Genomic DNA, 18,900 nt, shown 5'->3' on the forward strand with positions numbered 1-18,900 from the left:
CGCAGACAAACAAAACCCCGGTGGACCTTCCCTCCACCGGGGTTTGTTTTGCGTTCAAGGCATTTCGGTTACCGGCCGCTAACCCATCGGGCTGTCGACGTGGTGCGCGGCAACGAGTTTTCCGTCGTGCAGCGAGAGCACCCAGAAACTTCCCTTCCGGTTTCGCGACGCCGGGAGTTTCAGCTCGTCCTGTGAAGCCCACCATTTGAGTAGCGGGGGGATCACTTTGCCCTGACTGCACACGACGTGAATCCCGGGTGACTGCGCAATCTCTCGAATCCGGCGGCGCCCGGCCTTCGGATCGTCGGCGTAGGACTCTTCTGACAGTGACGGCTCGGCCTCGACCTCGACGCCGAGTTCGTCGGCCAGCGGTGCCACCGTCTGCACGCAACGCACACGGTCTGCCGAATGAACGTCAGTGGGGCCGAACAACAGCAGTTGCGACATCAATGCCTCGGCTTGAGCCTGGCCCACCTTCTCCAGGGGGCGGAACCGGTCGTCACCCTTGTAGCGGGACTTGCGGCCTGCCTTGGCATGGCGCACCAACAGTAGGACATCAAGCTTTGCCGGTAGGGTCCGAAAGGACTTCAGGACCTTTCGGTCGAGATGATACGAGATCGCCGATTCTGCTGATTCCACTGAAAGCCAACGCAATTCGTCAACCTCGTCGTTGGGCGTGAACTCGCCTGAGACGACCTCGGCCGACCAATAGTGGACGTGCTTGCGGCCGGGACCACGAAGGTCGTAGCTGACCATCCGCACATGCCTGCCGAGCCGAACGCGGTAGCCCGTCTCCTCGGCGATCTCACGGACCGCCGCGCTGAGAAAGGTTTCCCCGGGTTCGACCTTGCCCTTGGGCAGGGTCCAGTCGTCGTACCGGGGTCGGTGGACGATGGCGACCTCGATCTCCCCGGCCGGATCCTCGCGCCAGACCACGCCACCGGCCGCGTAGACCACCGCGCCGTTGCCGCTTGCCGTTTTGCTCACTGGCTCAGGTCAGCCCGACGACGGTTGCGCCGCATCATCTGACGTTGATGATCCCGCACTTCTTCACCCGCAGCGGGTGAAGCCGTCCAGCTGCCGTTCTGCCCGAGTACCCAGCAACGGGTGGTCGGATCCATCGCGGAGGCGAACACGTCGTCGAGTTCGCGTGTCAGTCGCGGGTCGCGTACCTGAGCCATCACCTCGACCCGTCGATCGAGATTGCGGTGCATCATGTCTGCGCTGCCGAACCAGAACTCGTTGATCGACTGGAAGTGGAAGACCCGGGAGTGCTCCAGGAACTGGCCGAGGATCGACCGCACCGTGATGTTCTCGCTGAGGCCGGGAACCCCCGGGCGGAGAGCGCAGATACCGCGGACCACGACATCGACCGGGACACCGGCCTGTGATGCTCGATACAGCGCATCGATCACCTGTTCATCGACGAGCGCATTGGCCTTCAAGCGAATTCGGGCATCGGAGTGTCCGCTTTGCGCCCGCTCGATCTCGGCGCGGATGCGATCGACGATGCCCGCCCGCACACCGTGTGGTGCGACGAGCAGGTTGCGGTACTCGACCTTTCGCGAGTAGCCGGTGAGCGTATTGAACAGGTCGGTCAGGTCGGCACCGATATCCGGCGCAGCGGTGAACAAACCGATGTCTTCGTAGAGCCGTGCGGTTTTGGGGTTGTAGTTGCCCGTTCCGATGTGGCAGTAGCGCCGGATGGTCGAGCCCTCACGCCGGACCACCAGACAAGTCTTGCAGTGTGTCTTCAGTCCCACGAGCCCGTAGACCACGTGGACGCCGGCCTGCTCGAGCTGCCTGGCCCACTTGATGTTTGCGTGCTCGTCGAAGCGCGCCTTGATCTCGACGAGCGCCACCACCTGTTTGCCCGCCGCCGCCGCATCGATGAGGGCGTTGACGATCGGGGAGTCGCCGGAGGTCCGGTAAAGCGTCTGTTTGATCGCGAGGACATCGGGATCTGCGGCCGCCTGTTCGATGAACCGTTGCACGCTGGTGGAGAAAGAGTCGTACGGGTGATGCACCAGTACATCGCCCTCACGCAGCGTGGAGAAGATGCTCTTGGGGGTTTCGCGTTCGCCGAAAGCCGGGTGGGTGGCCGGGACAAAGGGTGGGTCCTTGAGCGCAGGCCGGTCGATGCCTGCGACCTGGAACAGACACGACAGGTCGAGCAGCCCGGGCACCTCGATCACGTCGGCCGGATCGACATCGAGTTCGCGCAGCAGCAGTTCGAGCATGTGCTCGGTCATGTCGCCGGCGATCTCCAAGCGGACCGGTGAACCGAAACGCCGACGGGCGAGTTCGCGTTCGAGTGCCTGGAGCAGGTCTTCGTCGCGGTCTTCCTCGACCTCGAAGTCGGCGTTGCGGGTGATCCGGAATGCGTGGTGCTCCACGATTTCCATGCCAGGGAACAGATGGTCGAGATGCGCGGAGATCAGATACTCCATCGGAAGGAGTATCGGTTTTGCCGGTGCGGTATCGGTTTTCGCGTACAGATGCCGGAACTCGGCAGGCATCAGGCGGTCGACTCGGACAAAACGGTCGACGTTGTCAGGGACCTTCACGCGGGCGAAATGTTCGCCGCCCTTGCCGACGTCCTTCACCGTCACGGCCAGATTCAGGCTCAGTCCCGAGATGTACGGGAATGGGTGAGCCGGGTCGACGGCCAGTGGGGTGAGCACCGGGAAAACCACTTCATGGAAGTACTCGCTCAGTCGGCTGCGCTCGTCGTCGGACAGCGCTTCCCACGTGACGATGTGAATGTTGTTGTCTGCCAGAGCCGGTTGGACCGAGTCGAGGAACACGCGGGCGTGCCTGTCGGCCAATACCTGGGTGCGCTGGGCGATCAGTGACAGCTGTTCATGCGGCGAAAGGCCGTCGGCGGAGCGAACCGATAGTCCCGTCTCGTGACGGCGCTTGAGCCCGGCCACCCGGACCATGAAGAACTCATCGAGATTGGAAGCGAAGATGGCCAGGAACTTGGCACGTTCGAGCAGCGGCAGCGAGGTGTCCTCGGCCAGTGCCAGGACCCGGGCATTGAAGTCGAGCCAACTCAGTTCGCGGTTGAGGTAACGATCTTCGGGAAGATCCGCGGTGCTGGTGGGTAGAGCGGTCGCTGCCGGTGGTGCTGTCGGCATAGAGGGTGGGGTCGACGACTGGCCTGTCGCATCTGCTGTGCTCACGTGACCATCATGGCCCATCGGGCCGGGCTGTGGAATCGCGAGATTGTGATTGTTCACTCAAGCGCAGGCGAGAGACGACCGCGGACGTCGCCGGACCCAGACCGAACCGCGCGGCGGTCAGCAGATCGTCGACTGTGTCGACATCGATCCGAAGGTCCGGCCAGCGGTCCGAGTCGTCGATGAGATCGACGGCGCCGTGGTCGGAATGCCGCTGCGCGGAGTCGGCCCCGAACCGCAAGAAGTCGGTTGTGTGTGGACCTTCGAGGTCGAGAAACAGTGCGGTGGTGCCGGTCCCGGCGTGATCGGGGATGTACGACGACGTCAGCGGTGCCGACTCCGCGACGGCCGCGATCAGACTTGCCGGGGTTGCGGCGGGCAGATCGGCCTGCAGCACCAGGATTCGGCTACCGGGCCATCGGGCCAGCGCGTGATCGATACCCATTGCAAACGCCTGGTTGAGGACGTCGCCCTTGTCGACAACGGTCTCGGCTCCGAATGCGTCGGCGGTGGTTGCCACGGCTTGGTCCGGCGACACCACGACGACACGATCGAGTCCGGTGCCGGCCACTGCGGTGAGGGTGTCCTCGAGCATCGCCAGAACCAGGGCGCGGCGCGCATCGCGGCCGATGGCCGGAGCCAGCCGCGTTTTGGCCCCGCTCAGTTCTTTGACCGCAATGACGACTGCGGTCGGCCGCGTTTCCATGGGGTCCATCATGGTCGGCGCCCCCGCCGGGGTGAAAAGGTACCCCACCTTGGCACCGACCTCTAGGCTTGGAGCGTCGCGGAGAGACCGCACGCAGTCGTGGAGACAGATGGTGGGTGGCGTTATGCGGGCGGTCGTCATGGGCTCGGGTTCATGGGGCACAGCGATGGCCAAGGTGTTGGTGGACGCCGGTACAGAGACGATCCTGTGGTCGCGGCGGGCCGAGCTGGCCGACGCGATCAATCAGACGCACACCAACCCCGACTACCTCGACGACGTGGCGCTGCCGGAGGGCCTGCGCGCCAGTGCCGATCTGGCGGAGGTGCTTGATGGCGCGGATCTGGTTGTGTGCGCGGTGCCGTCGCAATCGCTGCGCACGAGTATGCAGACGTGGCTGCCGTATCTGAGTGACACGGCAACGCTGATGTCGCTGGCCAAAGGCGTCGAGACAGGCACCCTGCTGCGGATGAGTGAGGTCATCACCGAGGTGACCGGAGCGACCGCGGATCGGGTTGCGGTGTTGTCGGGACCGAACCTGGCTCGGGAGATCGCCATCGGACAGCCTGCGGCCACCGTGGTGGCATGCGAGAACGAGGTTCGCGCTCGAGAGATTCAAAAGGCTTGCAGCACCATGTATTTCCGTCCCTACACCAACACCGATGTGGTCGGATGCGAGATCGGTGGGGCAGTCAAGAACGTCATCGCACTGGCCTGCGGCATGGCGTCGGGCGTGGGGCTGGGCGACAACACCCGCGCCTCGATCATCACCCGCGGGCTGGCCGAGACCATTCGACTCGGTGTTGCACTGGGAGCGCGCCCGGAGACGTTGGCCGGACTGGCCGGTATCGGCGATCTGGTGGCCACCTGCTCGTCGCCGCTCTCGCGCAACCGCACCTTTGGCAGCCGCCTCGGCGAAGGTAAAACACTCGCAGAGGCGCAGGAGGCGACCCACGGTCAGGTCGCCGAAGGCGTCAAGTCCTGTTCATCGGTGCGTGCCCTCGCCCAGAAGCATGACGTCGACATGCCGTTGACCAATGCGGTACATCAGGTCTGTCACGAGGGTCTGACCGTCACCGACGCCATCTACTCACTGCTCGGCAGGCGGACGAAACCCGAGTGACTCCGTCACGCGAAACCCGAGTGACTCCGTCACGCGAAACCCGAGTGACTCCGTCACGCGAAACCGGGTAACGGTCGGGGTTCAGTTACCCAAGATCGATCGGGGCTGTCGGCAGGTATTCGTCGATCAACTGTGAAAACTGTTGGATCGGACCGTTTCCCACGTTCTCGGGGAGCCAGATCGCCACGTAGGGGCGGTGATCGACGGCGTACCAGAGGAAGCCCGGGGCGTCGGTGGTCGCCGAGACCAGGAACCACTGCACCGGATCGACCACCTGCAGACCCGAGGTGGGGGACAGTGACTCGGGTCGATCGACGCCGCAGCGCAGCTGAACCGGTCCGGGCACCTGATCTCCCGGCGGCCAGCTGACCATGCCGTCGTCGGACACCGTCTTCTTGCCGAATCCGTCGAAGGTCTCGGGCAGCGCGGCGATGAGTGCCGCGCAGTCCGGTGATGACTGCTCGGGTGCCGCCATCGACTTCAGGGGTGTGTCGGCGGAGGTGCTGTCGTCGGTCTTGACGACCGCATAGGTGATGAAGGCCACGATGACCATCACCGGGATCGTGATGATGGTTGCGATGATCGCCGGATGTAGGCGACCGGGGCGACTGGGGGTTGACTCGCTCACACCAGCCTCGGGATGCCTGTCACGACCGGGCACGTCAGGGTTCGAGTGATCCCATCCACCTGCTGAATCTTCGGAACCACCTCTTCGGTGAGGTGGGCCGCATTGGTCGCGTCGACCCGCACGATGACGTCGTACGGTCCGCTGACCTCCTCGGACGAGGCAACGCCGGCGATATCCGAGATCGCTGCTGCGGCTACCGCAGCCTTACCGACCTCGGTCTGGATCAGTATGTAAGCCTGAACCACGGCGTTCCTTTCGTTCACGACGACGATCAGCGGAGCGGCTGACCCAAATAGACTGGCACATATTGTCACCGACAACGGTGCCGAGTGGCCAATCAAGCAGGCCGACATCCAAACGAAAGGCGCGGTGAGAACGCTGTCCACCGATCCGGTTCCCACGGTCAGTGAGGTCGGCGAGCAAGTGCTGATCGATCTGTTCACCACCCCCGACGACGACGCCCGGGGTGATCACATGGTGCTGGTCGGTCCCGGCGACGACGCCGCCGTGCTCGTCGGCGCCGGCCCGGTGGTGGTCAGCACCGACGCATTGGTCGACGGCAGGCACTTCCGGATGGACTGGAGCAGTCCACAACAGATCGGGTTCAAGGCGGTGGTCGCGAACGCCGCCGACGTCATCTCGATGGGCGGCCGGGTCACCGGGTTTCTTGCTTCGGTGACCTGTCCGAAAGACATTCCGGTAGCCACCTTGGTGGGTCTGCGCGACGGGATGCGTGAGGCTGCCCGGCGATACGGGGCGAACGTTGTCGGCGGTGACCTGACAGCAGGCGATCAACTCGTGCTCGCGGTGACCGCGATCGGCGCCATGGACACCCGCACCCCGGTCCGGCTGTCGACGGCTCAGGTCGGCGACGTGGTGGCTGTCTCGGGGCCGCTCGGGTCGTCGGCCGCAGGCATGGATCTGTTGTCGGCCGGTATCAGCGATTTCGCCGGTCTGGTGCAGGCACATTGCGCGCCGGAGCCGCACCTGGAGCTCGGCGTCGTCGCCGCGGAGGCAGGCGTCCATTCGATGACCGACATCTCTGATGGGCTGATGCGGGAGCTCCATACGATGTCGCGGGCCAGTGGGCTGCGGATCGAGATCGATGTTGCCGCCATCCCGGTGGTGCCTGAATTGCCGGCTGCCGCAGCCAGGCTCGGTGTGGACATGAATGTCTGGACGAGCACCGGCGGTGAAGATCACGAGCTGCTGGCCACGTTCGCTGCCGGAGAGCTTCCGGTCGGGTGGACCGCGATCGGTTCGGTGCATGCCGGGCCCGCTGAGCCCCCGGTCACCGTTCACGGCATGGATACGGTTGATCTCGAGGCGGGTTGGCATACGTTCTGACGGGTGCGTGTGGGGTTCGGCACTACCGATACTGTGGCGTTCATGGCTATTTACGCACTCGATGATCGCGAACCCGAGCTGGGCGAAGGCGCCTACGTACATCCGGATGCTGTGGTGATCGGCGCGGTGAGCCTCGCGGCCGGTGCCTCTGTCTGGCCGGGCGCGGTGCTGCGGGGTGACTACGGGACCATCCATATCGGTGAGAAGACGAACATTCAGGACGGCACCGTAATCCATTGCACACCCGTGCATCCGACGGTGATCGGCGCGCGTTGTGTCGTCGGGCACAACGCGCACATCGAAGGTGCGACCATCGGCGACAGCTGCCTGATCGCATCAGGTTCGGTGGTACTCAACGGTTCTCGGATCGGGGCCGGGTCGATCGTCGGTGCAGGCGCGGTGGTCGCGTACGGCTTCGAACTTCCCGAACGCTCGATGGCTCTGGGTGTTCCGGCGAAGGTCCGGCAGGGCTACGAGGTTGCCGAGGACCATATCGAGATGAGCGTCGAGAACTACGCCGCCAACGCTGCGTACTACCGCACCGCGCTGCGCCGCCTGGACTAGACGGCCATGTCTGACGCACAACCACTTTCGGCCCTGGTGGATCCGGGCTGGGCCCGCGCACTCGCGCCGGTCGCCGACGATGTCACCAAAATGGGAGCCTTTCTGCGGGCCGAACTCGCGGAAGGCCGCACGTATCTGCCGGAAAGCGGAAACGTGCTGCGTGCCTTCTCGGACCCGTTCGACCAGGTGCGCGTCCTGATCGTCGGGCAGGATCCCTACCCGACGCCAGGTCACGCTGTCGGCCTGAGCTTCTCGGTGGCGCCCGATGTGAAACCGGTACCGCGGAGCCTGGGCAACATCTATACCGAATACTGCGATGACCTCGGACTTCCGCGGCCGTCGAACGGCGACCTGACACCGTGGGCGAAACAGGGTGTCCTGCTGCTCAACAGGGTGCTCACCGTGGCGCCGGGGGCTGCGGGAAGCCATCGTCGGAAGGGTTGGGAATCGGTCACCGAGTGCGCCATCAAGGCATTGGCGGCCCGCGACCAACCGTTGGTTGCCATCTTGTGGGGCAAGGATGCCGCGTCGTTGCAGCCGTGGCTACCCGGGGTCGCGACGATCATCTCGCCGCATCCGTCGCCGCTGTCGGCCCGTCGGGGATTCTTCGGTTCGAAGCCGTTCTCCCGGGCCAACACTGCACTGGTGGAGCAGGGTGGCACGGAAATCGATTGGCGCCTACCCTGACCGGATCCGAGATCTGGCGGCATCCGAACACAAAAAATGGCCACCCGCGGAAAAGCGGGTGGCCATTTTCAGGTGTGAATGTGCTTCAGTTCAAAAAGACTCAGCTGTTGGCGTTGACCGCCGCGTAGTCCGGCTTGGTCTTGCCGACAAACGCGTTGACACCCTCGATGCCGTCCGGCAATGCGGACAGTGCAGCGATCGACTCTGCTTCGGCGTCGAGCTGCTCGGTGAGCGAGCGGGTCGCCGATGCGTTCAGGAGCTTGCGCGTGGCCGTGAGCGTGCGCCACGGGCCGGCCGCGATCGAGGCTGCAGCAGCCTCGGCGGTGACCAGCACCTGATCGTCTTCGACCACACGCGAGATCAGGCCGAGGTCGAGTGCCTCGGCGGCGTCGACCGCGCGGTTGGTCAAGATGATGTCGCGTGCACGTGCGGCACCAATGACCCGCGGCAGCGTCCAGGTGAGGCCGCCGTCGGGGGTCAGTCCGATGCCGAGGTATGCCGGACGGAGCTTCGTCGAGGTACCGGCGATGGCAACGTCACAGTGCGTGACGATGCTCATTCCGGCACCTGCGGCCCAGCCGTGCACCGCGGCAACGATCGGTACGTTCGCAGAGTTCAGCGCGCGGATGAAGTCGTGGAAGTCACCGGCCAGTCCGGCCAGGAACTCGGCACGATCGTCGGCAGAAGCGAAGTCGCGGACGTTGCCGCCCGCACAGAAATTCGCTCCGGTACCGACGAGCAGCACCGCACCCGCCTTGATCTCGCCGCGGGCCAACTGACGCAGCGCAACAGCGCCACGATCGAAGTAGACCCGGTCCAGCGAGTTACCGGCCTTGTCTGAGGCGATGGCAATGCGGAGCACGCCATCGATGAGTTGAACTGAGTCGGAATCGGTCGGAGTGGACCGCAACTCGGTCACACTCAGCCCCGAACGACTTTGCCGGCCTTCAGGCAAGAGGTGCAAACATTGATCCGCTTGCGGTTTCCGGGGGCAACCTGCGCACGCACGGACTGGATGTTGGGATTCCAGCGCCGGTTTGTACGCCGGTGTGAGTGCGAGACCGACTTACCGAAGCCGGGGCCCTTGGCGCATACGTCGCAGACGGCAGCCATCGTCGAACTCCTTCAATGAGAAATTAGGTGGTCATCGGCCCAGAGTTGTCGACACGGATGCCGACGCCCAATGGGCAACCCTGCAAGGATAGCTGTCACCGGGCCCGTGATCCAAATGGTGGTCAAACCCCTGGCCAGAGATGGTCACCGAACGACTCTGTCGGCCTCTCAGATTAGTCTGTGTGTCAGACCACAAGATGGAGGTGCGGCACGTGGTGGATCCGGTCGGGGCGCCTGCAATGGACCCAGGTGTGTTGCGGGATTGGATCCATGGTGCCGTGACCAGCCTCGATCTGGTGCGCGCCGAGATCAACGATCTGAATGTCTTCCCGATTCCGGACTCCGACACCGGCAGCAACATGCTGCACACGATGCATTCGGCTGCTCTGGCAGTTGACGCGCTCGACGACGATGCCGACACCCCGGCCGTCGCCCGGGCCATGGCCGAGGGCGCTGTGGCGAAGGCCCGGGGTAACTCCGGGATCATCCTGTCGCAGGTTCTGGTCGGATTGGCCGACGCGGCCGAGATCAATGCCATCGGGGGCCGGGTCTCCTTCAACAAGCTGTGGGTCGCGGGCCTGAGGCTGGGCTCGTTGGCCGCGACCCGGGCCGTCAGCGAACCTCGTGAGGGCACAGTGCTGACTCTGCTGCGGCGGTCGGCGGAGAACGCTGCCGACCATGCCGAGTCCACCCCCGCCGACCTGGCGCGCGCCATCGCCGACGGTTGTTCCGACGACCTCGAGCTCACACAGTCGCAACTGGATGTCCTGGCCCAGGCGGGGGTGGTGGATGCCGGTGGTCGGGGACTTCTGGTGATCTTCGATGAGCTCGTCAAGGTGCTGACCGGTGTGTCGACCCGCCGCCGTCGGTACCAGGGCGCGTTGGTCGGCGGTGGGGATTGGATCGGGCACCAGGTCGGTGAGTCGTGTGACAGCGACGACGAGATGGACTTCGAGGTGATGTACCTGCTCAACGGTGCCGCCGCCGACCAGATCTCGACGCTGCGCACCAACCTCGGCGACCTCGGCGACGCCGTGGTGATCGTCGGCGACAGCGCGGACGACGGTGCGGGCGAGCGTTTTTCCATCCACGTCCACACCTGCGAGCCGGGTGCCGCGATCGAAGCGGGCGTGGCACTCGGCCGCGTGAGCGACATCAGGATCAGCTGTTTCCTGCTCGATGCCCACCGGGGACAAGAAGACAAGGCCTCGCGTCCACCGCGTCGCAGGCGTGCAGTCGTCGCAGTTGTCACCGGCGACGAGGCCGCGGAGTTGTTCGAGCACGAAGGCGCCGTGGTTGTTCGTGCCGACACCGGTGGCGAGGGCGAGTTGGATGCCGAGGTGCTGGCGAAGGCGATCATCGATGTCGACAGTGCGCACGTGATCTTGATGGGTAACGGAGCGCTACCGGCCCAGGACCTGGTTGCCGTGGCCGCGGCTGCGCGCTCGCGGGAACGTTCGGTGGTGATCTTGCCCGGCGGTTCGATGGTGCAGAGCCTGGCGGCGATGGCCGTCCATGATCCCGGTGAGTTGGCCGACGACGACGCGTACGCGATGGCCGATGCCGCCGCTGCCACCCGATTTGGTGCCGTGGTCACGGCCACCGAGCGAACCCTGACGTTCGCCGGAACCTGCGAACCCGGCGACCATCTGGGTCTCATCGGCGATGGCGTACTCGTGATCCATCCCGAGATCATCGGCGCGGCTGCCGGTTTGATCGATCTTCTGCTGAGCACCGGTGGCGAGATGGTCAGTGTGCTCGCCGGGCGTAATCTCGACCCCGAGGTGCTCGAGCAACTCGAACATCATGTGAACACCGTGCACCCCGGAGTCGAGTTCGTGAGCTTTCCGGGTGGGCAGGTGGGCGAACTGCTTCAGGTGGGAGTCGAATAGCAGTGGTGGCATTGTCGGAGTCGCTCGATGTCGTGTTGGGAGCGAAGGCTGCCGATCTGCTGGCCGAGCAGATCAACGTGAACACCGTCGGCGAGTTGTTGCGGTATGTACCCGATCGCTACGTCAAACAGGGTGACCTGTCCGGCGAACGCAAACCCGAGCCGGGGGAACGTCTGACTGTGGTGGCCCGGGTCGAGGACAGCAAAACCATCCCGATCCGGAACTCGCGCCGCAAGATGACCAAACTTGTTGTCTTCGATGGGAATTTCCGCATCTCGGTGACGTTCTTCAATTCGCCGTGGATCGCGTCGAAGCTCCCGAAGGGCTCCCGCGTGATGATGGCCGGTGAGGTGAAGTACTTCAACAAAGAACTGCAGCTCACCCACCCCAACTGGCTGAAGTTGCCCGAAGACGGCACGTCGATCGAAGCGGACGACGCGGTGGGTTCGGCCCTGATGCAGGGTATCGCGAAGGCGTTGGCGACCGATGCCGGTAGCGGTGAAAAAGTCGACGGCACAATCGATTTCTCAGAGTTCCTGCGCGACGTCATACCGGTGTACCGGGCCACTGCCAAGCTGCAGGCCTGGACGATCTGGCAGTGCGTGCGTGCGGTACTGGGGTATCTCGATCCGATCGAGGATTCCTTGCCCGACGACGAGCGCAAGGCCCGCGGGCTGATCGGCGCCGACGAGGCGCTGCGCAAGATCCACATCCCCGAAGGGCAGAACGACATCGACCAGGCGTCAGCGCGCCTGAAGTTCGACGAAGCGCTGGCACTCCAACTGGCGCTGGCACAACGCAGATATGTGGATCGCGGCGCGGAAGGCCCCTCCTGCCCCCACGTGGACGGCGGCCTCGAAGACCGGTTCCTCAAGCGCCTACCGTTCACGCTGACCGACGGACAGAACGAGGTCATCGACGAGATCACCGCGGATATGGCACGTCCGGAATCTGAGGGACTGACCAAGGTCGCGCCGATGAGCCGACTACTGCAGGGTGAGGTCGGATCGGGTAAGACCCTGGTGGCGTTGCTCAGCATGCTCCGGGTGATCGACAACGGCTACCAGTGTGCACTGCTCGCACCTACCGAAGTTCTTGCCGCGCAGCACTTCCGGACACTGGAAAACATGCTGGGCGGATTGGCCAAAGAGGGCCAACTCGAGGGGGAGGAGGGTGCCACCCGCATCGCCCTCATCACCGGCTCGATGAAGACCGCGGCCAAACGCACCGCACTCCTCGAGACGGTCACCGGTCAGGTGGGCATCCTCATCGGCACGCACGCCCTGCTGCAAGAGCATGTCGACTTCTTCAACCTGGGTTTTGTTGTCGTCGACGAGCAACACAGATTCGGTGTGGAACAACGGGATACGCTCCGCTCGCGGGGCCGCGACGACATCGTGCCGCATCTGTTGGTGATGACCGCGACCCCGATTCCGCGCACGGTCGCGATGACCGTGTTCGGTGACCTCGAGACGTCGACGCTGCGGGAACTGCCGCGGGGTCGTCAGCCGATCACCACCAGCGTGGTGCCCAAGGGCAACCCGAAGTGGGTGCAGCGGGCCTGGGAACGTGTCGACGAGGAAGTGCAGGCCGGGCGTCAGGTCTATGTGGTGTGTGCGCGGATCGGCGATGACGGCACCGCTGCCGGCCAGAAGTCGGCGCAGAAATCGAGTGAGGCGGGTGGTGAGCCGGCCATCGCAGCGGTCGACATGTACAACACCTTGTCGACGGGTCCGCTGGGCAAGTATCGAATCGAGTTGCTGCACGGGCGGCTTCATTCCGATGACAAAGCTCAGGTGATGGCCGACTTCACGGCAGGCGATGTCGACATCCTGGTCTCGACCACCGTGATCGAGGTCGGTGTCGATGTCCCCAACGCCACCACGATGGTGATCGTCGATGCCGAACGGTTCGGCGTGAGCCAGCTGCATCAGCTGCGTGGTCGTGTCGGTCGTGGTGGGTTGCCGGGTCTGTGTTTGTTGATGACCGGCGCGGCAGATATGTCGCCGGCCATGGAACGTTTGCGGGCTGTCGCGGCGTCCAATGACGGGTTCGAATTGTCGCTCGTGGATCTGGCTCAGCGAAGGGAGGGTGATCTGCTTGGCTCGCTCCAGTCCGGTCAGACCTCCTCGCTCCGGTTCCTCTCGCTCCTCACAGACGGTGACCTCATCGACGACACGAGGGCCCTGGCCGACGAGGTGGTCAGCTCGGACCTCACCCTGGTCGAGCACAAACCGATGGCAGCGCTTGTCGATTCGATTCTGGGGCCGGTCCGGCTGGCGTTTTTGGACAAGTCCTAGCGGAGGGCAACTCTCGGCCCGGGTGTGGGCGTTACTGGTTGTTTTTGCTGCCTCGGCTGTTGTGGTCGCCGGTGTCGGGATTGCGATCAACCGCCCGCAAGCCATCTCACCCGACGCGCAGCGGCTGCTCGGTGAGCTGACGCTGATTCCGGCACTCGCCGCCCGGCCGGATGCGCCGGACTACGACCGCAGCGCCTTTGGTACCGCCTGGACGGACGACACCGATGCGGGTGGTTCACGCAACGGATGCGACACCCGCAACGACATCCTTGACCGTGATCTTCAGGACAAGACCTTTGCGGTGACGAGTGGTTGCGTTCGCGCAGTCGCCACCGGCGAGTTCCGTAGCCCCTACAGCGGTCGGTGGGTGGTCTTCCGGCGTGGGCAGGGGACCGGCGCCAAGGTTCAGATCGACCACATCGTCCCGCTGTCTTTTGCTTGGGATATGGGTGCCCGGAACTGGAGTTCGCGAGTGCGGCAACGCTTTGCCAATGATCCGGCGAATCTGGTGGCGGTCGATGGCGACGCGAATCAGGACAAGAGTGACAAACAGCCGTCGCGGTGGATGCCGGAGAACGAGTCATTTCACTGTCAATATGCGGCCCAGTTCGTGGTGGTGATGCGGACCTACGGGCTGTATCTCGATGCCCTGTCCGTGCCGGTGTTGAAGTCGGCACTGCGTCGTTGCTGACGTGGTGTCGCGATCGGGCGGCGCCGATTTATTGCATTGCTATAGATGAATTGCAGAATGCAATCGGTAGGAAATTGTCTATCGCCGACAGATTGTTCATTGGAACAAAAGAGAAATTTGCTTTACTCTTCCGGAAACAACCGTTCAGGAGAAGACAATGGCGCAGTCGTACACATTCGTGCTGGTACATGGGGCGTGGCATACCGGAAAACATTGGGCCCCAGTGGTGGAGTTTCTGGAGAAGGCCGGGCATCGGGTGCATACTCCGACAGTCGCCGGTTTCGGCGAGGAGAAATCGACTGCTTCGCACGCAGATGGCGTTGATTCGGTGCTGCAGTACATCAATGATCGTGAACTAACAGATTTTGTTCTCCTCGGACACAGCTTTGGCGGCACGATCATCTCGAAGGTCGCCGAACAGATTCCCGAACGCATTCGACGTCTTGTCTATTGGAACGCTTTCGTCCTCGCGGACGGAAATAGCATCAACGATGAATCTCCGGCGCATTATGGAGAAATGACTCAAGCGTTCGCGGTGGACGGCATGTTTATGCTTCCGTGGGATGTGTGGCGGGAAGCATTCCTGAATGATGCCGATCGTGATGTCGCGTTGCGAGCCTACGAGACCATCTGCGCGACCCCTGTCAGGATGCTGGAGGACAAGCTCGAGCTGAGCAAGTTCTACGAACTCATCGCGGCCGGTCAACTACGCGCCTCTTACTTGAACTGCACCGACGACACCGCCATGCCTCACGGCGAGTTCGCATGGCATCCCAGGTTCTCCAGCCGGTTGGGCCTGTGCCGGATCGTGCAGACGCCGGGGAGCCATGAACTGATGTTCACCGCCCCTGCTCGGCTTGCGGAAAAGATCGTCGAGGCGGGCCGCGACTGACCGGGGCAGCCCGCCGTCGACCGTGCCGAAGTCGTCGTCGAGCGGGCGGTCAGGTCACTCCGCCCGCGATTTTCAGCGTGACGATGCGATCCCAATCGAAGCCCAGCTCGGCGAGAATTTCGTCGGTGTGGGCGGCGAACTCGGGTCCGGGGCCGAGCTCGGGTGCAGTGACATCGAACTGCACCGGGTTGGCGGCCAGTGTCAGTTCGCCCGCCGGCAGCATATATTCATTGGCCACGACCTGCGCGTCGTTGGACACCTGCAACGAATCCTGCACCGGTGCCCACGGGCCCGCCAAGGTGGCGAAACGCTCCGTCCATTCTGCCAGGGTTCGGCCGGCGAGGACTTCACGAAGAATAGTCACTGCCACATCGGTATTGGCGGCGATCAGCGCGGCGTCGGCGAAGCGGGGATCGTCCGCGAGATCGGGACGGTCGATATGGTGGCACACATCGGCCCAGAATTTGGCAGGCTGCAACATGACGAAGGTCAGGTAGCGCCCATCGGCCGTGGCGTACAGTCCGGACAGTGGATTGGTAAGGGCGCCATGCTCACCGGGCACAGGAGCAACCATCGCTTCGCCGACGTGTGCCGACAATGCGAGCCCGTGTCCCATGGCCCAGACGCCGCTACTCAAGAGAGATACGTCGACGACGGACGTAGCACCCGTGCGTTCACGTTTGAGAAGGGCTGCGGCAACGCCGCCCGCGAGGTTTGTGCCCGAGATCGTGTCTCCGAACGCGGGCCCCGGCGGAAAGACCATCCCCTCCATATCTGGAGGTGTGAGCGTGGCGGCGACACCGGCTCTGGCCCAGAAGGCGGTCATGTCGTATCCGCCCTTGTCTGCCTCCACACCTCGCGGGCCCAGTGCGCTGCCCCGTGCGAAGACGATCTTCGGGTTCACGGAGCGCACATCGTCCACGTCGATTCCGAACCTGGCCCGGGCCTGCGGTAGGAAACTGGTGAGGAACACGTCCGAGGTGCGGATGAGCTCGTTCAGCACCTCCTTGCCTTCCGGTCGGCCCATGTCGAGGCCGATGCTGCGCTTACCTCGATTGGCATGTTCGACATTGGGGTTGGGGTCACCCTCGACCTTCATCGGTCCGATCTGACGAAGGCCACGCTGCGGATCTCCGGTGACCGCGTGTTCGACTTTGATGACGTCTGCCCCCCAGTCGGCGAGCACTGCGCCCGCTGAAGGAACGAAGCCGTACATCGCTACCTCGAGAACACGGAAACCTTCGAGTGGCTTCATTTGGTCACCGTCGCAAAGGCTTTGATCTGCAGGAATTCTTCCAGTCCGGCGGTACCCATCTCTCTGCCGATGCCGGACTGTTTGTAGCCGCCGAAAGGAACATCGGGAGAGAAGTAGCTGCCGCCGTTGACGCTGAAGGTCCCGGTCCGGATCCGGCGGCCGATGGCTATCGCCCGGTCGTCGTCGGCGCCCAAGACACCACCCGAGAGTCCGTACTTCGAATTGTTGGCAATCTGCACGGCGTGCTCGTCGTCATCGAACGGGATGACTGCGAGGACAGGGCCGAAGACCTCTTCCTGTGCGAGTTCGCTGTCCGGGTCGACATTCGCGAGCAGTGTCGGCGTGTAGAAGTATCCGGGATTGACCTGCTTGCCACCGGTCACGAGTGTCGCGCCGGCCTCGATTGCCCGCTGGACCAAGGCGTCCACCTTGTCCCGTTGGCGTTCGCTGATGAGCGGGCCCATGTAGGTCGCCGGATCGGACGGATCACCGTAGGGCACATGCTCGAGCAGACCGGCCACCCTGGCAACGATTTCGTCGTGATGGGCCCGCGGCACGAGCAGCCGGGTGGTGAGCGCGCAACCTTGCCCGGCGTTGGAACAGATTGTGAACGCCGCGAATTGTGCGACCGTGGCAAAGTCTGCGTCTTCGAGCACAATCAGCGCCGACTTGCCGCCCAGCTCCAAGAACACCTTCTTCAGACTCGCGCTCGCTGCCGCCATGATCTGAGCGCCAACGGGTGTGGACCCGGTGAAGGTGACGACATCGACATCAGGGTGCGTGGTCATCATCTGACCCACCTCCACCGCAGTCGAGGACAAGACGTTCACCACGCCTGCCGGGATATCGGTGTGCTCGGCGATCAGCTCGCCCAAGGCCAGCGTGATGAGCGGTGTGTCCGGAGCTCCCTTGAGGATCACCGTGCATCCGGCAGCGAGCGCAGGAACCACCTTGGCCAGCGCAAGCTGGTTCGGGTAGTTGTACGCGATGATCGCCGAAACGACGCCGGCGGCTTCTTTCTCGATCCAGCGGTTGTGCTTCTGTCCCTTGATCTCGACTTCGCCGAGCTCTTCGGTCAGCGGGTACGTGCGCAGCAGGTCGGCGTAGTAGCGGACGATCCCGACAGGTGTGTCGAGCTGGCTACCGAGCGTACTGAGGTGGGACGCGCCGACTTCGGCGATCGTCAATTCGCGAAATTCCTCGATGTTGTCGAGCAGTGCTCGGTGCAGCTGGTCGAGGCACGTGATGCGGAACTCGACGTCGGTGGCCCAGTTGGTGGTTTCGAACGCCTTCCGCGCCGCAGCGATGGCTTGTTCAGTCTCGTCGACACCCGCGTCCGGCGCGTGACCGAGGAGCTCGCCGGTAGCGGGATTGATCGACGCAAACGTCTGCGTGGTCGTGACGAGCTCTCCGTTGATGAGCAGGCGCCGATCGAGAGTGCCCGACTGAGGGTTGTCGGGAACTGAGATGTTCTGAGATGTCATACGTTCTCCTGGGTGGATTCGAGCATTCGGTTGATCACTGTCGAAGCTGTGTTGCAGCCGCTTCTGCGACCTCGTCGAGGAGCGGAAGTATGGTGCTCGCACCGGCTGTGGGGATGTCGATGAGTACTCTGTGAACGCCCAGTTCTCCGAGCCGGTCGATGATCTCACCGATGCTCGGCCGGATCTTCTGGAGTACGACCACCTGCAGGTCCGCGAGGTCCCGGCCGGCTCCATTCCACGCCGAATGCAGCTGGGGGAGTTGGGTTCCGAGGGTGTCGACCACATCGTTACCCATCGGGATCCAGCCGTCGCCCCATTCGGCAATGCGCCGAAAGTTGATGGGACTGGCCCGCGATCCCAGCAGTATCGGTGGATGCGGGTCTTGCAGTGGTTTGGGCCAAACCCTGCTCGGCGACAACCGAACATGGTCACCCGCGTAAGTGGCTTCGTCCGCTGTCCAGAGCGTCTTCATGAGTTCGATCTTCTCGGTGACAACCGCGTACTTGGCCTCCGCAGCGAAGCCGTGATCCTCGGATTCGTCGTTGTTCCAACCAAACCCGACACCCATCACGAATCGGCCCCCCGACATCACATCCAGCGTGGCGATCGCCTTGGCATAGGAGATCGGATCATGGCCACCGGGAAGCGCGACGCAGGTGCCGATGACGAGATTTGTTGTCGCGGCCACCTGCGCGAGTCCGACCAGCGGATCCCACAAACGAAAGTAACGCTCCGGCATTTCTCCGCCACCGGGGAACGGTGACCGGCGCGCACTGGGAATGTGTGAGTGTTCAGGCAAGAACAGGGAATCGAACCCGCGCTCCTCGGCGGCCAGGGCCAGATCGACAAGAGGCATCGACTGGTCGGTGCCACCGTAGTGCAGTCCGACCGCAGGCCGGAAAGCGTCAGTTCCGTTGCTTCGCCGACCGGACCTGCTGCCGTCGTGTGACGCGCGGGCAGCGCTGTTCATCGCAGTACCTTCCTGTCTGGGCTCCGGCGAAGCGGCTGCGTGTGCCGGATTCGGTTGTGGGCTCGAAAC

At 63.7% G+C, this 18,900-nt stretch carries 18 protein-coding genes; 8 read left to right on the forward strand and 10 right to left on the reverse strand.

The genetic code is table 11. From position 1 onward, the window contains the following. Positions 1-78: 78 nt before the first annotated feature. The 3 genes from AC1TPF_RS11210 to cofC are packed head-to-tail and all read right to left on the reverse strand — an operon-like array spanning position 79 to position 3,888. A complete protein-coding gene (locus AC1TPF_RS11210) occupies positions 79-987 on the reverse strand; it encodes an NUDIX hydrolase (protein ID WP_482135058.1) in 909 nt (302 codons plus the stop codon). Continuing rightward, positions 984-3,185, reverse strand: a complete 2,202-nt coding sequence (locus tag AC1TPF_RS11215) for an RNA degradosome polyphosphate kinase (protein ID WP_482135057.1) — start codon at positions 3,183-3,185, stop codon at positions 984-986. The genes AC1TPF_RS11210 and AC1TPF_RS11215 overlap by 4 nt, the downstream gene beginning before the upstream one ends. Positions 3,186-3,192: 7 nt before the next feature. After that, the gene (cofC, locus tag AC1TPF_RS11220; RefSeq protein WP_482143868.1) at positions 3,193-3,888 is read right to left on the reverse strand and encodes a 2-phospho-L-lactate guanylyltransferase; all 696 of its coding nucleotides are present in this window, start codon (positions 3,886-3,888) and stop codon (positions 3,193-3,195) included. Between the two features lie 124 nt (positions 3,889-4,012). Between cofC and AC1TPF_RS11225 the strand changes: the two genes are divergently transcribed. Next, positions 4,013-5,008: an NAD(P)H-dependent glycerol-3-phosphate dehydrogenase gene (locus tag AC1TPF_RS11225; RefSeq protein ID WP_482137216.1), complete on the forward strand. Its 996-nt coding sequence runs from the start codon at positions 4,013-4,015 to the stop codon at positions 5,006-5,008. Between the two features lie 85 nt (positions 5,009-5,093). Here AC1TPF_RS11225 and AC1TPF_RS11230 read toward each other — a convergent pair whose 3' ends face one another. Continuing rightward, positions 5,094-5,636, reverse strand: coding sequence for a DUF3515 domain-containing protein (locus tag AC1TPF_RS11230; protein ID WP_482135055.1), 543 nt, complete (start codon positions 5,634-5,636; stop codon positions 5,094-5,096). After that, positions 5,633-5,881 carry an Lrp/AsnC ligand binding domain-containing protein gene (locus AC1TPF_RS11235; protein WP_482135054.1) on the reverse strand — a complete coding sequence of 83 codons (249 nt, stop codon included), beginning with the start codon at positions 5,879-5,881 and terminating at the stop codon, positions 5,633-5,635. Before AC1TPF_RS11235 ends, AC1TPF_RS11230 begins: the two co-directional genes overlap by 4 nt. A 124-nt stretch (positions 5,882-6,005) precedes the next feature. Here AC1TPF_RS11235 and AC1TPF_RS11240 point away from each other — a divergent pair, with 124 nt between their 5' ends. The 3 genes from AC1TPF_RS11240 to AC1TPF_RS11250 are packed head-to-tail and all read left to right on the forward strand — an operon-like array spanning position 6,006 to position 8,234. Next, on the forward strand, positions 6,006-6,983 hold the full coding sequence (locus tag AC1TPF_RS11240; protein WP_482135053.1) for a thiamine-phosphate kinase: 978 nt from the start codon (positions 6,006-6,008) through the stop codon (positions 6,981-6,983). A 42-nt stretch (positions 6,984-7,025) separates the two neighbouring features. Then, positions 7,026-7,547 (forward strand): gamma carbonic anhydrase family protein, encoded by a 522-nt coding sequence (locus AC1TPF_RS11245; RefSeq protein ID WP_482143870.1) that lies wholly within the window; start codon positions 7,026-7,028, stop codon positions 7,545-7,547. A gap of 6 nt (positions 7,548-7,553) precedes the next feature. Continuing rightward, positions 7,554-8,234, forward strand: coding sequence for a uracil-DNA glycosylase (locus AC1TPF_RS11250; RefSeq protein WP_482143871.1), 681 nt, complete (start codon positions 7,554-7,556; stop codon positions 8,232-8,234). A 100-nt stretch (positions 8,235-8,334) separates the two neighbouring features. Here the strand turns inward: AC1TPF_RS11250 and AC1TPF_RS11255 are convergent, their stop codons facing one another. Both AC1TPF_RS11255 and rpmB read right to left on the reverse strand, forming a co-directional pair. Continuing rightward, positions 8,335-9,153: an enoyl-CoA hydratase/isomerase family protein gene (locus tag AC1TPF_RS11255; protein WP_482143873.1), complete on the reverse strand. Its 819-nt coding sequence runs from the start codon at positions 9,151-9,153 to the stop codon at positions 8,335-8,337. Positions 9,154-9,155: 2 nt separating this feature from the next. Next, positions 9,156-9,347, reverse strand: coding sequence for a 50S ribosomal protein L28 (rpmB, locus tag AC1TPF_RS11260; protein WP_036517975.1), 192 nt, complete (start codon positions 9,345-9,347; stop codon positions 9,156-9,158). Positions 9,348-9,586: 239 nt separating this feature from the next. Between rpmB and AC1TPF_RS11265 the strand changes: the two genes are divergently transcribed. The 4 genes from AC1TPF_RS11265 (at position 9,587) to AC1TPF_RS11280 (ending at position 15,122) form a co-directional block, all read left to right on the forward strand. Then, entirely contained in the window at positions 9,587-11,239 is a 1,653-nt protein-coding gene (locus tag AC1TPF_RS11265; protein WP_482144087.1) for a DAK2 domain-containing protein, read from the forward strand. Then, positions 11,236-13,539, forward strand: coding sequence for an ATP-dependent DNA helicase RecG (gene recG, locus AC1TPF_RS11270; protein ID WP_482144089.1), 2,304 nt, complete (start codon positions 11,236-11,238; stop codon positions 13,537-13,539). The genes AC1TPF_RS11265 and recG overlap by 4 nt, the downstream gene beginning before the upstream one ends. A 22-nt stretch (positions 13,540-13,561) precedes the next feature. After that, complete coding sequence (locus AC1TPF_RS11275; RefSeq protein ID WP_482135049.1) at positions 13,562-14,230, forward strand: HNH endonuclease family protein; 669 nt, start codon at positions 13,562-13,564, stop codon at positions 14,228-14,230. A 157-nt stretch (positions 14,231-14,387) separates the two neighbouring features. Then, entirely contained in the window at positions 14,388-15,122 is a 735-nt protein-coding gene (locus tag AC1TPF_RS11280) for an alpha/beta fold hydrolase (protein ID WP_482135048.1), read from the forward strand. Positions 15,123-15,171: 49 nt separating this feature from the next. Here AC1TPF_RS11280 and AC1TPF_RS11285 read toward each other — a convergent pair whose 3' ends face one another. The 3 genes from AC1TPF_RS11285 to AC1TPF_RS11295 are packed head-to-tail and all read right to left on the reverse strand — an operon-like array spanning position 15,172 to position 18,831. Then, a complete protein-coding gene (locus tag AC1TPF_RS11285) occupies positions 15,172-16,377 on the reverse strand; it encodes a CaiB/BaiF CoA transferase family protein (RefSeq protein ID WP_482135047.1) in 1,206 nt (401 codons plus the stop codon). Next, positions 16,374-17,861 (reverse strand): aldehyde dehydrogenase family protein, encoded by a 1,488-nt coding sequence (locus AC1TPF_RS11290; RefSeq protein ID WP_482135046.1) that lies wholly within the window; start codon positions 17,859-17,861, stop codon positions 16,374-16,376. The genes AC1TPF_RS11285 and AC1TPF_RS11290 overlap by 4 nt, the downstream gene beginning before the upstream one ends. A 34-nt stretch (positions 17,862-17,895) precedes the next feature. Next, positions 17,896-18,831, reverse strand: coding sequence for a TIGR03619 family F420-dependent LLM class oxidoreductase (locus AC1TPF_RS11295; protein ID WP_482135045.1), 936 nt, complete (start codon positions 18,829-18,831; stop codon positions 17,896-17,898). Positions 18,832-18,900: the final 69 nt, after the last annotated feature.

It is taken from the genome of Williamsia sp. Y853 (assembly GCF_056786495.1).

Coding starts and splice junctions, on each gene's coding strand:
- cofC (WP_482143868.1), bottom strand. CDS start 3,888: ATGGAAACGCGGCCGACCGCAGTCGTCATTGCGGTCAAAGAACTGAGC.
- AC1TPF_RS11225 (WP_482137216.1), top strand. CDS start 4,013: ATGCGGGCGGTCGTCATGGGCTCGGGTTCATGGGGCACAGCGATGGCC.
- AC1TPF_RS11245 (WP_482143870.1), top strand. CDS start 7,026: ATGGCTATTTACGCACTCGATGATCGCGAACCCGAGCTGGGCGAAGGC.
- AC1TPF_RS11250 (WP_482143871.1), top strand. CDS start 7,554: ATGTCTGACGCACAACCACTTTCGGCCCTGGTGGATCCGGGCTGGGCC.
- rpmB (WP_036517975.1), bottom strand. CDS start 9,347: ATGGCTGCCGTCTGCGACGTATGCGCCAAGGGCCCCGGCTTCGGTAAG.
- AC1TPF_RS11265 (WP_482144087.1), top strand. CDS start 9,587: ATGGACCCAGGTGTGTTGCGGGATTGGATCCATGGTGCCGTGACCAGC.
- AC1TPF_RS11280 (WP_482135048.1), top strand. CDS start 14,388: ATGGCGCAGTCGTACACATTCGTGCTGGTACATGGGGCGTGGCATACC.
- AC1TPF_RS11285 (WP_482135047.1), bottom strand. CDS start 16,377: ATGAAGCCACTCGAAGGTTTCCGTGTTCTCGAGGTAGCGATGTACGGC.
- AC1TPF_RS11290 (WP_482135046.1), bottom strand. CDS start 17,861: ATGACATCTCAGAACATCTCAGTTCCCGACAACCCTCAGTCGGGCACT.
- AC1TPF_RS11295 (WP_482135045.1), bottom strand. CDS start 18,831: ATGAACAGCGCTGCCCGCGCGTCACACGACGGCAGCAGGTCCGGTCGG.